Source organism: Micromonospora sp. NPDC049891 (assembly GCF_040660295.1).
Taxonomy (GTDB): domain Bacteria; phylum Actinomycetota; class Actinomycetes; order Mycobacteriales; family Micromonosporaceae; genus Micromonospora.
In genome coordinates this window covers 12,143-25,675 of sequence record NZ_JBFAML010000013.1, presented here as the reverse complement: position 1 = coordinate 25,675, position 13,533 = coordinate 12,143, and the positions used below count along the sequence as shown (strand labels likewise).

The following is a 13,533-nucleotide window of genomic DNA, read 5'->3' as shown; positions in this document are numbered from 1 at the left end:
ACCGGGCACGTCACGCGTGAGCTGCCCATCAGCCAGGCCGCTCATCGGCAGTGGACAGCGCGGCCGCCGACCGGGTGGTCCGGGCCGGCGTCCGGCTGGAGGTCCGGCCTGGGGCCAGCAGAGGTCCGGCCGGGGTCAGGTGGCGGGATGGTGCGGGGCGCGGTGCTGGGCCAGGGTGGCGAAGGCGGCAAGCGAATCGGGGTTGGCGAGGGCGCCCTTGGCCGCGGCCTGGTCGACCGGGGTTCCGGTGAGGATCTTCTTGACCGGCACCTCGAGCTTCTTCGCCGACAGGGTGCGTGGGACGGCGCGGACCTGGTGAATCTCGTCGGGGACGTGCCGGGGGGACAACGCGGTACGCAGCTCGCGGCAGATCTTCCTCCGCAGCTCGTCGTCGAGGGACAGTCCCTCCGCGAGCACCACGAACAGCAGCAGCTCACCGGCGCCGCCCTCGTCGTCCTCCAGGTGCACCACCACCGAGTCGACGACCTCGTCCAGCCCTTCCACCACCGAGTAGAACTCGGCGGTGCCGAGCCGTACCCCGCCCCGGTTCAGGGTGGCGTCGGAGCGACCGGTGATGACACAGCCGCCCCGCGAGTTGATGGTGATCCAGTCCCCGTGCCGCCACACCCCGGGATAGACGTCGAAGTACGCCTCCCGGTAACGGACCCCGTCCGGGTCGTTCCAGAAACCCACAGGCATGCTCGGCATCGGCTCGGTGATCACCAGCTCACCCAGCTCACCGATCACCGGGGTGCCGTCCGGCGAGCGGGCCTCCACCTTGGCACCCAGGGCCCGGCAGGTGATCTCACCAGCGTGCACCGGCAACAGCGGGACGCCACCGACGAAACCGGTGCAGACGTCGGTGCCACCGGACAGCGACTGAAGCTGAAGGTCGCTGCCGACCGTGTCGTACACCCAGGTGAAGCCCTCGGCGGGCAGTGGCGCGCCGGTGGAGCCGAGCCCGCGCAGCGCGGCGAGGTCGGCGATCTCGCGCGGGACCAGGCCGGCCTTGCGGCAGGCCAGCAGGAACGGCGCCGAGGTACCGAAGTACGTGGTGCCGGTCTGCTCGGCCAGCCGCCACATCGCGCTCAGGTCGGGGTGGCCGGGGTTGCCGTCGAACAGCACGATCGCCGCGCCCACCGCCGGCCCGGAGACCAGGAAGTTCCACATCATCCAGCCGGTGGTGGTGAACCAGAAGAACCGGTCCGCCGGGCCCAGGTCGTGATGCAGGGCGAGCATCTTCAGGTGCTCCAGCAGGATGCCGCCGTGTCCGTGCACGATGGGCTTGGGCAGCCCGGTGGTGCCGGAGGAGTAGAGCACGTACAGCGGATGGTCGAACGGCACCGGGGTGAAGGCCAGCGGTTCGTCGGTCTGGGCCGCCAGCTCCGCCCAGGCCAGCGCCCCGTCCGGCGGCGAACCGTCAGGGTCCAGGTAGGGGATCGAGACGGTGTGCCGCAGTGCCGGCAGCGCGGCTCGGATCGCGGCCACCTCGGCACGCCGGTCCACCGGCTTGTCGCCGTAGCGGTAGCCGTCGACGGCGACCAGGATCTTCGGCTCGATCTGCTGCCAGCGGTCGGTGACACTGCGGGTGCCGAACTCCGGCGCGCAGGAGGAGAAGACGGCACCGAGGCTGGCGGTGGCCAGCATCAGTACGTACGTCTCGGGGATGTTCGGCGCGTACGCGGCCACCCGGTCGCCGGTGGTGACACCGAGCCGGCGCAGCCCGGCGGCGACCCGGCGGACCTGCTCGCGCAACTGACCGGCGGTGAGGGTGACCGGCGCGCGGGTCTGCCCGTGTGCCACCACCACCGGGTCGTCGTCGGCCCGGCCCGGCATCCGCAGCACGTTCTCGGCGTAGTTGAGGGTGGCGCCGGGGAACCACCGGGTGCCCGGCATGTCCCGGTCGGCCAGGGTGGCGGTCGGCGGGGTGTGCGCGACGACGCCGAAGTGGTCCCAGATCGACCGCCAGAAGGCGTCCAGGTCGGTGACCGACCACCGCCACAGGGCGTCGTAGTCGGCGAACGTCAGCCCCCGGTGTTCGGCGAGCCAACGCAGGTAAGCACCGATCCGTGACCGCTGGAGCACGTCCGCCGGTGGCGTCCACAGCACGTCCGTCACTGGTCCACTCCTCCCCTGGCCCGGCACGACGCTGTGCGGTGGGCCGTGGCGCCATCTTGCCCTACCTCGAAGCGCCATTCTCCGCACCCGAGCCCGGCGGGCGCATGTGCCCACCCCACATCCCCGGCGCCCGACCAGTGTGGCCGTGCGGCAGGGAAGGCTCGCCGGTCGGCACCGCAGCGGGGCCCGGCGGGCGGACCTCAGGGTTCGCTGCGTGCCGCCTGGATCGCGCGGCGGCGGGCCAGCCGGTGGGCGCGGCGGATCTCCGCCTCACGCCAGCGTCGCTCGTCCTCCGGCGTCTCCGGCAGGACCGGACGCACCGGCCGGGGCGCGCCGCCCACCTCGACCCCGACGAAGACGAGGTACGCGGTGGCCACCCGCACCGGCAACTCGTCGGCCGAGTCCCAGCGTTCGGCCATCACCCGTACACCGACCTCCATCGAGGTCTGCCCGGACCAGTTCACCTGGGCGTACGCGTGCACCAGATCGCCCACCCGGACCGCCTCGGAGAAGACGATCTCGTCGATCGCGGCGGTCACCGCGGTACCGCCGCTGTGCCGCGCCGCCGCCGCTCCGGCCACGTCGTCGACGAACTTCATGAGCACCCCGCCGTGCACCGTTCCGTACAGGTTCACGTCCACTGCGGTCATGATCCGACTGAGGGTTACCCGGGAGTACGAGGTCGGCTTGCCCGGCAGTGCGGTGGCGGGGTGCTCGGTCATGTCGGAAACGGTACGGTGCGCGGATGCGACATCTGTGGAGCTTCCTCGCAGGGCTGGTGGTGGTGCCGGTCACCTGGGTGCTGGTCACCCTCGGTCAGGACGGGTCGGCCGGCACCGTCAACCGGTGGGTGGAGATCGGCACCTCCAACACGGCCAACCTCATCGAACCGGCCGTATACCTCGCTGTCGGTGGCATCGTGCTGGGCCTGCTCGGCACGCTGCGCATCTCACCGCTCGGTCCGCTGGTGGCCGGGCTGCTGCTGGTCACCCCGTACGTCGGACTGTTCATCGCGCCCTTCCGGGTGCGTGAGCGCATCCCGTCCGACTGGGGCTTTCTCGGCGACCCGCTGCCGCTGGGGCTGCCGGTGGAGAACGGAACGCTCTTCCTGATCGGCGTGCTGCTGCTGATCGCGACGTTCAGCGGGCAACGCTGGCGACGCTGGCCGGCCCCGGTGCCGCAGCCGGCGGGGGCGCCGGACGCGTCGACGTCGGAGCCGACGTTGACCGACTGGTCACCGGCCCCGTCGTCGGAGGGTGACACCGCGCCGCTGAGCCTGGGCTATCCGGATCCGGATCCGACGCCCACCGAGCCGCTGCCCCGGCGTACCGGCGGCGGGTCGCCCTGGTCGGCGCCACCTGGCAACCTGCCCCGACGCGACGACGCCACCAACTGACCCGGTACCACCGATCGTCACCTCCGCCCGGCGGTCGTCGGGCGGAGGTGACGGTGGGCGTCCGTGCGGGCGGTCAGCCCTTGAGCAGCTGGCGGGCCATCACGATGCGCTGCACCTGGTTCGTACCCTCGTAGATCTGGGTGATCTTGGCGTCACGCATCATCCGCTCGACGGGGTAGTCCCGGGTGTAGCCGTACCCGCCGAGCAACTGCACCGCGTCGGTGGTGATCTCCATCGCCGCGTCCGAGGCGAAGCACTTGGCCGCCGCGCCGAAGTAGGTCAGATCGGCGTCGCCGCGCTCGGACCGGCCGGCCGCCGCGTACGTCAACTGCCGGGCCGCCTCAAGCTTCATCCCCATGTCCGCGAGCATGAACTGCACGCCCTGGAACTCGGCGACCGCCTTGCCGAACTGCCGGCGCTCGGCGACGTACCCCTTGGCGTAGTCGAGCGCACCCTGCGCGATGCCCACCGCCTGCGCGGCGATGGTGACCCGGGTGTGGTCCAGGGTCTTCATCGCGGTGCCGAAGCCGGTGCCCTCGGCACCGATCATCCGGTCCGCCGGGATCCGGACGTTGTCCAGGTAGACCTCGCGGGTCGGCGAGCCCTTGATGCCCAACTTCTTCTCGGGGGCACCGAAGCTGACCCCCGGATCGGACTTCTCGACCACGAAGGCGGAGATGCCCCGGGAACGGGCGGTGGGGTCGGTCGTCGCGAAGACGGTGTAGAACTCCGAGACGCCGGCGTTTGTGATCCACCGCTTCACGCCGTTGAGCACCCAGTGATCGCCGTCACGGACCGCCCGGGTGGTCATCGCGGCCGCGTCGCTGCCGGCCTCCGGCTCGGAGAGGCAGTACGAGAACATCGCCTCGCCGCTGGCGACCGGCGTCAGGTAGCGGCGCTTGAGGTCGTCGGAGCCGGCCAGCAACAGCGGCATGGTGCCCAACTTGTTCACCGCCGGGATCAGCGAGGACGAAGCGCAGGCCCGCGCGACCTCCTCGATCACGATCGCCGTGGCCAGCGCGTCCGCACCGGCCCCGCCGTACTCGACCGGGATGTGCGGGGCGTGGAAGTCGGCGGCGCGTAGTGCGTCGTACGACGCCTTCGGGAACTCACCCGTCTCATCCGCCTCGGTGGCGTGCGGCGCCACCTTGGCCGCACAGACCTCACGGACCGCTTCCCGGATCGCCTCGTGTTCCTCGGGCAGGCGGTACGCGTCGAACGACTGCTCTGCGGCCATGTCGGCCCCTCCCCTTCACCGCTATCATGCGCAGTCTGTAGCGTCACCTGGACGCCCACCGCGCAGACTGAAGGATAACGACCACAGTTCAGGTGATGTTACCGGCGCGTAGGCTGGGCTATGACGAAGCCCCGATGCCGCTCGGCGATGATGGGACCCAGCAGACGAACCACCTCTCCGGCGCCCTGCCCTGGCGCCGCAGCGGAACGCGACGCAACCACGCGGCGCCAGTGCGAGCGGAGAAGACAGGCGTGACCATCCCGTACCCGAACACCCAGCCGGTGCCCGCCATCGCGGCGGTCACGCCCCCCTCGGGCGCGTCCCGGCCGCGGGTGACCTTCCTGGGCACCGGCTACCTTGGCGCGACCTACGCCATCTGTTACGCCGAACTCGGCTACGAGGTGCTCGGGTTCGACGTCGACGCGGACAAGATCGCCAAGCTGAACGCCGGTGAGGTGCCGATTCACGAGCCTGGCCTCGACGAACTGCTGCGCCGCAACCTGGCCGCCGGTCGGCTGCGGTTCAGCACAAACATCGCCGAGACCGCCGCCTTCGGTGACGTGCACTTCATCTGCGTCGGCACCCCGCAGCGGGCCGACGGGATGGGCGCCGACCTGTCGTACGTCGAGGCGTCGGTCACCAGCCTGGCCCAGCACCTGACCCGCAAGGCGCTCATCGTCGGCAAGTCCACCGTCCCGGTCGGCACCGCCGAGTGGGTGGAGCAACTCGTGGGCAAGCACACCCCCGCCGACCTCGGCGTCGAGGTGGCCTGGAGCCCGGAGTTCCTCCAGGAGGGCTTCGCCGTCGACGACGTGCTCCGACCCAACCGCATCGTGGTCGGCGTCAAGAGCGAATGGGCCAACGGCATGCTCTACGCCGCCCACAAGGGCGTGTTCGACCTCGCCGCCACCGAGGACCGCGAGGTACCCCTGGTGGTCACCGACTTCGCCACCGCCGAACTGGTGAAGGTCGCCGCGAACGCCTTCCTCGCCACCAAGATCTCCTTCATCAACGCGATGGCCGAGGTCTGCGAGGCCTCCGGCGGTGACGTCACCCAACTCGCCCGCGCCATCGGCTACGACCCCCGCATCGGCAACCGTTTCCTCCAGGCCGGACTCGGCTTCGGCGGCGCCTGCCTGCCCAAGGACATCCGCGCCTTCCAGGCCCGCGCCCAGGAACTCGGCGCCGGCGAGGCACTGCGCTTCCTGCACGAGGTCGACCTGATCAACCTGCGGCGCCGGACCCGTGTCCTGCAACTCGCCGCCGACCTGCTCGGCCGCCGCTCCGGCCCGGCCGGCCCGGACCTGTCCGGCACCCGGATCGCCGTGCTCGGCGCCACCTTCAAACCCAACACCGACGACGTACGCGACGCCCCCGCCCTCGCGGTGGCCGCCCTGCTCCACAAGGCCGGCGCCGACGTCCACGTCTACGACCCTGAGGGCATGGACAACGCCCGCCGGGCCGTACCTGAACTCAGCTACGAAGCCGACATGGCCGAGGCGGTCACCGGCGCCGACCTGGTCTGCGTCCTCACCGAATGGGCCGACTTCCGCAACGCCGACCCCGGCCTCCTCGGTGACCTCGTCGCCGGCCGCCGCGTGGTCGACGCCCGCAACTGCCTCGACCCGGCACTGTGGACCCAGGCCGGCTGGGAGTACCGGGGCATGGGGCGCCCCTGAGCTCTTGCGGCTGGGTTTTCCGGGGGAGCCCACCCGCTCCGGGCGGTCAGGCTTGATCCCTGCGCGGGCGGGCTACCCCGGAAAACCTGACCTCCGCGGCCTTTCGCGGCCGGCTTCGGTGCCACGCCCCCTCAGGGGTCCGAGCGGGGCTGCCGTTGATCGCGTCGTTTGGTGATGTTGGCGCTTGACCCGCCGACAACTGTCGAATTCCCGGCCCGCTTTGGGCATGCTGCGACAGTGGGAATCCACAGTGCGGGTGGAGGGGTGTCGTGGCGAACTTTCAGTGCCCTTCGTGCGGCCGGGAGATCAAGCCGGCGGTTCGCTGCCCGCACTGCGGTGCCCACCAGCCACAGTGGGCCGAACACCTGGCGGAGATCGAGCGGTCCATCGCGGAGATGAAGGCCCGCGAGGCCGCCATCGCCCGGGAACAACGACAGCTCGCCGCCAAGATGCAGGCGGCGCTCTTCCAGCGCGACATCCTCTCGCACGCCGGCAGTCAAGGAGACGAGCGGCTCCGGCAGGCCAGCCGGCCGCGCCGCGTGCTACGCCGTCGGCCACCGCGCCGCCCCTCGTCCGACGGTGCTTCGCCGCCCCGCGACGGTGCGGTCCCGCCACCGCGGGACGGCGCGTTTCCGCCACCCCGGGTACCCCGCCAGGGCACGGCAGGTGCCCAGGAGCCACCGCCACCGACCGAACCTGTCTGGCTGAACGCCGACGACCCGGAACACCCGCCGGAGGCCTCCTCACGGGAGGTCCAGAACATCCCGCTCGGCCTCGGTGCGCTGCTGCTCGGCGTCGCCGCTGTGGTGTTCGCCGTGGTCGCCACCAGCTCTATGGACGCGTTGACCCGCCTCGGCATCCTGCTGCTCGCCACCGTGCTCATGCTGCTCGCCCCGCCGGTGCTGGTCCGGCGCGGACTGACCTCCACGGCCGAGACCATCGCCGCAGTGGGTCTGCTCCTGGTGCCCCTCGCCGGGTACGCCCTCTGGGCCGTGGACCGGATCGGCAACGGTGGTGCCTCCGGTGCCGTCTTCGCTGGAGTGATCTTCGCGGTCACCGCCGCCGTCTCGGTCGGTTACGCCGGGTGGACCAGGCTCCGCGCACCCCGCTTCGCCACCGTGCTGGCCGCCCAGCCGGTGCTGCCGCTGCTGGCGTACGACCGGATCACCGGACCGGCGGGCTGGGCGCTGGTGCTGACCCTGGTGGCGCTGCTCGACCTGTGGCTGGCCCGTTCCCCGGTCACCGTGGAGCAGCCGCTCACCGACGTCGCGGCCGATTCCGGCCGGTCGAGCGCGCCCCGGCAGCGATCGGCCGAGGAGAGTTCGGCCGACGGCAGGCCGGAGGCGGCACCGGAGGAGGCCGGCGAACTGCTGGACCTCACCGTCGGCGGCGCTGCGACCGCACCGATCCGACCGGTGCCGGGGCTACGGGAACTGACCTGGGTGCTGCACGGGGTGGCGGTCGCCGTCGCCCTGGCGTACGCGGTGACCGCCCTGCTGCGGACCACCACCGTGCCGGGCGCGACCGGCGCCGGCCTGGTGCTCCTCCTCGCCGCCACCGCCTGCCTGGCGGGGACGCTCGTGCTCCGCCGCCCTCCCCTGCCCGACCTGGGCGCTGGCGTGTTCACCCTCGCCGTCATCGGCGCCCTGGGGCGGATCGCGTCGGTGGCGCTGCCCGGCCGCGCCCTGCTGTTGATCGCCTTGGTCATCACGGTCACCGGTCTCGCGGTCCGGGCGGTACCCGAGTCCGCACGGCGGGGTCCGCAGCTGGCCTCCGCGGTGGCGCTCACGGTCAGCGGGGTGGTGGTCGCCGGCAGCGCGCTGCGGGCCGGAATCGCCCCGGTCCAGGCGGCGCTGCCGGCCTGGGCGGCGGACCTCGACCGGTACCCGGCCGAGCTGGCCGCCGCCGTGGGACCGGCCGCCTGGCAGCTCGCCGCCAGCGCCTTCCTGCTGACCGTGGCCGCGGTGCTGGCCCTGCCGCCGGAGATCCGACGCGAGTTCGCGGTGACCGGTGCGGCACTCACCGCGCTGGCCGTACCAGCCTCCTTCGGGCTGGCCTGGACGTTGGCGCCCTGGCCGATGGTGCTGGCCGCGATCGGTATCGGGGCGGCCGGGCTCTCCGCCCGTACCCCCCGCGCCGCGCTGGCGCACGCGGTGGCCGCCGCCGTGGTCGGGCTCGCCGGTGCCGGCGCGGCCCTCGCCCGGCCGGCGTTGACCGCCGCCGTGCTGCTCACCTTCGTGGTGGCCGGTGTGCTGATCGCCGCCGCGCCCCGGATCCGGCTCGCTCCGGCGGCGGCGGACACCGTCTCGGCCTGGGCTGCCGGAGGTGCCGCCTTCGCCCTGCCCGGAGCCGTGGCCGCCTTTGTCGCGGCCACCCTGCCGGTCGACGCCACACCGACCCCGGCGAGCCTGCGCGAGGCGACCGTGCCGGTGCTGGCGGCCAGCTTCCTCGCCGTCTGCGTGACGCTCGGCTACGCCGCCGTCGTGCAGGTGTCGCAACGCCAGATCCCGGTACCGCTGTCGGTGGGCACCGGCCTGGGCGCGTTGGTGGTCGCCGCAGCCGGATTCGGCTCACCGGGTGCCACCGTCGCGGACGCCTGGGTCGGCGCGTTGCTGCTGGTCTCCGCGGTGTTGCTCTTCCTGGCCCCCTCGATCGACACCGGCCGCCGCTCCGATCTCACCCTGGACGGCTCCGACCTGGCGGCCGCCGCGGTGACCGTCGCACTTGTCGCCACCCTGCTGCGGATCGGCACGGTGCTCGCACCGACCGGGCAACTCGCCGTCGCCGCGGCACTGGTCCTGGTGGTCGCCGTGGCGGCCCGGGCGATGCCCGAGGAGTGGCGCCGAGGGCCGGTGCTCGGCCTCACCGTCGGTGGGGTGCTGATCGGGCTGCTGGCCGGCTGGATGGCGCTGCGCGGCGGCGTCGGCGTGCTGGCCACACCCGGCCCGATCTGGAACGGTGACCTCAGCGGCTGGCCGGCCGCGCCGACCGGCGGCACGACCTGGCAGGGCCCGATCGCCCTGGTGCTGCTCGCCATCGCGGCGGGCATCCTGCTGCCACCGCCCTGGCGCTACGACGTGGCCGGCGTGGCGGTCGTGCTCGCCACCATCGGCGCCCCCGCCGCGTTCGAGCTCCCCTGGTGGTCACCGGTCCTGATCGGCGGCATGGTCGCCACCATCTTCGGGATGGCCGCGGTCGCCACGATCGATCCTCGGGCGGCGCTGTCCCGGATCACGGTGGCCGGGGTGGTCGCGCTGCACGCGGCCGGTGCCGGCCTGGTCCGGCCGTGGACGACCGCGCTGGCCCTGGGCAGCATCGTGCTGATCGGCGCGGTGGTGGCCGCGCTGGCCCGCAACATGGCCGAGCCGCTCGTCGAGGACATCGAGGCGGAGGGCATGCCGCCGCACCTGGCGCAGATCGGTGGTGCCGGCGTGGGCGCGGCACTGCTGGCGCTGCCGGGTGCCACCGCAGCCCTCGCTGTCGAATTCGGCCACACCCCCCAGGTGGTGCTCACCGCCGGCCTTGCCGCATCCAGCCTCGGCCTGGCCGCGATGGCCGCGGTTCGCCGGCAGGTGCCCCAGTACCTGCCCTGGGCCAGCGCCGGGGTGGTCGGTGGGGCGAGTGTGACAGCGCTCGCCGCCGTACCTATCGCGTTGCCCGTCGGTGTCTACGCGGCGGCTGCGGCACTGCTCGGCGTACTCGCCGAACTGGTGCGGGGAGCGACCGAGCCACCGGTAGGCGCGGCCCAGCCGGTGCGTCGCTGGACCGTGCTGCTCGACGGGGCGCTGCGCCGGCTGCCCGACGACAACCGGCGCCGGTGGCGGGTGAGCCCGGCCGCCGGTGCGCTGGCCGCCGCCGCCCTGCCGACCGTACTGGCCCTGGTCTCCATCGCCCCAGCGCTGATCGCGGCCCTCGTCGACCCGCACCGCACGGTCAACCGGATCTGGCAGGGACCACCGGCGGCTCTGCTCGACCCGCCCCCGGCAGCGGTCAACCCGACCCATGTGCTCACCGCGCTGCTGCTCACCGTGACGGCGGCCCTGGCCGCCACCGGGTTCAGTGGCGGCCGCCGGTCCCGGGCCGTGCCGGTGGTGCTGCCCGGCGCCGCCGTCACCCTGCTCATCGCCCCGATCGCGCTGGGCGGCGGCTGGCCGGCGAGCACCCTGTCCGCCCTGGCCGTGTTCACCATCTCGATGCTGGGGTTGGCGCTGACGCCACCGCCGGCCCTGGTGGAGCCGGCCCGCTCGTTGCGGCTGGCCCGGGTCCTGGTCTTCGTGATCGGGCTGGCGGCGGGTGGGGCCGGCCTCGCCGGCAGCCTCGCCACCCGGGAGCTGACCCTGTTCACCCTCGGCGGTGCGGTCGGGGTCGGGTTGGTGGCCGCCCTCTACGGCCTGACCTCCCGGGCCCGTCTGCTCGGCTGGCTGTTCGCCTCGCTGATGGCGCAGCTGTTCGTACTCACCGCCGGGCTCGTGGCCGGACTCGCCCCGGTCTGGTCGGCGTTCGGGGTGTTGGCGGTCGGCGCGGCGTTGCAGGTCTTCTCCGCCACCCTGCCCCGACTTCGCCGCCCCGAGGCACGTCGCGAGGCGGCGACGGTGGAGTGGAGCGGACACGCCGCAGCACTCATCGCGCTGGCGCTGGCCTTCGACTCGCCCCGGCACATCGCCGCGCTGCTCGCCGCCTGGGGTGCGGTCCTCGGCCTCGCCGCGACCCGGCCCGGCCGCCGGCCGACGGAGCGAAGGGTCCTGTTCTGGGCTGTGGTGCTCTGCGAGATCACCGCCTGGTGGATCCTGATGCGGGTTGCCGACGTGGCCCTGCCCGAGGCGTACACGCTGCCGTTCGCCGCGCTGGCCCTGCTGGTCGGGGTGCTGGAGCTACGCCAACGCACCGACCTGAGCAGCTGGGTGGCGTACGGGCCGGCGCTGCTCGCCGCCTTCGTGCCGACCCTGGCGATCGTGCTGGCCACCGATTCGAGCACGATGCGCCAGGTGCTGCTGCTGCTCGGCGCGGTCGCCGTGCTGGTCTTCGGCTCGATGACCCAGCAGCAGGCACCGGTGATCGTCGGTGCGGCGGTCACCGCCATCGCGGCCGTGCACGCGCTGTTCAGCCTCGGACCGTGGCTGGCGCTGATCCCGGTCGGCTTCCTGCTGCTGATTCTCGGCGCCAGCAACGAACGCCGTCGCCGCGCCCAGGAACGTCTGCAGACGGCGCTACGCGGCATGCGCTGAACCGGGTCGGCGCGCAAGGACGGCTCAGCTCGACAGCGTCCGGACCACACATGGTGCGTCGGCCACACCACGGGGAACAACCGCCGCCAGCGGGAACGCAACGCGGCGAACAGCGGTCGCGAGCGGGGCGGCAACGAGCCGAGCAGGGCCGGCAGGCGAGCAGGCCGACAGGCGAGCGGGTACCCGCTGCTAAGCCAGGGAGGCGCGCAGCGCGGCGTCCTTCTCGGCGACCAACTGCTCCAGGTCGGCCTGGTAGGCCGACATCCGGTCGAGCAGGGCGCGGTCAGCGGTGGCGAGGATGCGGACGGCGAGCAACCCGGCGTTGCGGGCGTTGCCGATCGACACGGTCGCGACCGGCACCCCGGCCGGCATCTGCACGATGGACAGCAGCGAGTCGATGCCGTCGAGGTGCTTCAGCGGCACCGGTACGCCGATCACCGGCAAGGGGGTCACCGAGGCGACCATGCCGGGCAGCGCCGCCGCGCCACCGGCCCCGGCAATTATCACTTTGAGCCCACGGTCGGCGGCGGCCCGACCATAGTCGATCATCTTGACCGGGGTGCGGTGCGCCGAGACCACCTCGACCTCGTACGGCACCTCGAACTCGGCGAGCACCTCGGCGGCGGCCTTCATCGTCGGCCAGTCCGAGTCGCTTCCCATGATCACACCGACCGTGCTCACGTCGCTCATTCCTCCGCTGTTCCGTCCCGCAGCCAGCTTGCGGCCCGGGCAGCCCGGGCCCGCACCTCGTCCAGATCGTCGCCGAGCACCGTGACGTGGCCGATCTTGCGGCCGGGGCGCACCTGCTTGCCGTACAGGTGGACCCGGGCGGTCGGCTCGGCGGCGAAGAGATGGTGCAGCCGCTCGTCGATCGACATACCGCCGGGCTGCCCACCGAGCACGTTCGCCATCACCACCACCGGAGCGGCCAACGAGGTGTCGCCCATCGGGTAGTCCAGCACCGCCCGCAGATGCTGCTCGAACTGCGACGTCCGGGCGCCCTCGATGGTCCAGTGCCCCGAGTTGTGCGGGCGCATCGCCAGCTCGTTGACCACCAGCCGGCTGCCGCCCGAGGCCGCCGGATCGGCCACCTCGAACAGCTCCACGGCCAGCAGGCCCACCACGCCGAGCGCGGTGGCCAGGTCGATCGCGAGCTGCTGCGCGGCGACCGCCAGTTCCTCGGCCAGGCCGGGAGCCGGGGCCAGCACCTCGACGCAGATCCCGTCGCGTTGCACCGTCTCGACCACCGGGTAGACCGCGACCTGCCCGAACGGCGAGCGCGCCACCTGCACTGCCAGTTCCCGGCGCAGCGCCACCCGCTCCTCGACGATCAGCTTGGTGCCGCCGGCAATCAGGGTCTCCGCCAGTTCGGTGGCGGACGCCGGGTCGGTGGCCGGCCAGACCCCCCGCCCGTCGTACCCACCACGGGCGGCCTTGAGCACGACCGGCCAGCCGACCTCGTCGCCGAAATCGACAAGCTCGGCGGGGGACGCGACAGGTCGCCAGCGCGGGTTCGGCGCGCCCAGGGTGCCGAGCCGCTCCCGCATGACCTGCTTGTCCTGGGCATGCACAAGTGCGTCGGCGGGTGGGAACAGCTTCACCCCCTCGCCGGCCAGCGCTCGGATGTGCTCGGTCGGGACGTGCTCGTGGTCGAAGGTGACCACGTCGCAACCCTTGGCGAAGGTACGCAGCGCGGCGAGGTCGGTGTGGTCGCCGTACTGGACGTCGGCGGCGACCAGGGCCGCCCCGTCGTCCGGGGTGAGCGCGAGCACACGCAGCGACTGGCCGAGAGAGATGGCAGCCTGGTGGGTCATCCGGGCCAGCTGGCCGCCGCCCACCATGCCGACAACGGGCAGACCGGTACGGGAATCCATAGCG

8 protein-coding genes are annotated in these 13,533 nt (G+C 72.8%); 3 read left to right on the top strand and 5 right to left on the bottom strand.

Features of this window, described 5'->3' with window-relative positions:
* Positions 1-135: 135 nt before the first annotated feature.
* Together AB0I71_RS18110 and AB0I71_RS18105 are read right to left on the bottom strand one after the other, a co-directional pair.
* Positions 136-2,118 carry an acetoacetate--CoA ligase gene (locus AB0I71_RS18110; RefSeq protein WP_357585966.1) on the bottom strand — a complete coding sequence of 661 codons (1,983 nt, stop codon included), beginning with the start codon at positions 2,116-2,118 and terminating at the stop codon, positions 136-138.
* Between the two features lie 200 nt (positions 2,119-2,318).
* A complete protein-coding gene (locus tag AB0I71_RS18105) occupies positions 2,319-2,840 on the bottom strand; it encodes a hotdog domain-containing protein (protein WP_357585965.1) in 522 nt (173 codons plus the stop codon).
* 23 nt (positions 2,841-2,863) lie between these two features.
* On the opposite strand from AB0I71_RS18105, the gene AB0I71_RS18100 reads away from it, so the two are divergent.
* Positions 2,864-3,514, top strand: a complete 651-nt coding sequence (locus tag AB0I71_RS18100) for a hypothetical protein (protein WP_357585963.1) — start codon at positions 2,864-2,866, stop codon at positions 3,512-3,514.
* A 73-nt stretch (positions 3,515-3,587) separates the two neighbouring features.
* On the opposite strand, the gene AB0I71_RS18095 is transcribed toward AB0I71_RS18100, so the two are convergent.
* Positions 3,588-4,751 (bottom strand): acyl-CoA dehydrogenase family protein, encoded by a 1,164-nt coding sequence (locus AB0I71_RS18095; RefSeq protein WP_357585961.1) that lies wholly within the window; start codon positions 4,749-4,751, stop codon positions 3,588-3,590.
* 251 nt (positions 4,752-5,002) lie between these two features.
* On the opposite strand from AB0I71_RS18095, the gene AB0I71_RS18090 reads away from it, so the two are divergent.
* Together AB0I71_RS18090 and AB0I71_RS18085 are read left to right on the top strand one after the other, a co-directional pair.
* Positions 5,003-6,430 carry a UDP-glucose/GDP-mannose dehydrogenase family protein gene (locus tag AB0I71_RS18090; RefSeq protein WP_357585959.1) on the top strand — a complete coding sequence of 476 codons (1,428 nt, stop codon included), beginning with the start codon at positions 5,003-5,005 and terminating at the stop codon, positions 6,428-6,430.
* A 269-nt stretch (positions 6,431-6,699) separates the two neighbouring features.
* Positions 6,700-11,655: a zinc ribbon domain-containing protein gene (locus tag AB0I71_RS18085; protein WP_357585957.1), complete on the top strand. Its 4,956-nt coding sequence runs from the start codon at positions 6,700-6,702 to the stop codon at positions 11,653-11,655.
* A gap of 189 nt (positions 11,656-11,844) precedes the next feature.
* Here the strand turns inward: AB0I71_RS18085 and purE are convergent, their stop codons facing one another.
* Together purE and AB0I71_RS18075 are read right to left on the bottom strand one after the other, a co-directional pair.
* Positions 11,845-12,336: a 5-(carboxyamino)imidazole ribonucleotide mutase gene (gene purE, locus AB0I71_RS18080; protein WP_099852231.1), complete on the bottom strand. Its 492-nt coding sequence runs from the start codon at positions 12,334-12,336 to the stop codon at positions 11,845-11,847.
* 5 nt (positions 12,337-12,341) lie between these two features.
* Positions 12,342-13,529, bottom strand: coding sequence for a 5-(carboxyamino)imidazole ribonucleotide synthase (locus tag AB0I71_RS18075; protein WP_357585955.1), 1,188 nt, complete (start codon positions 13,527-13,529; stop codon positions 12,342-12,344).
* Positions 13,530-13,533: the final 4 nt, after the last annotated feature.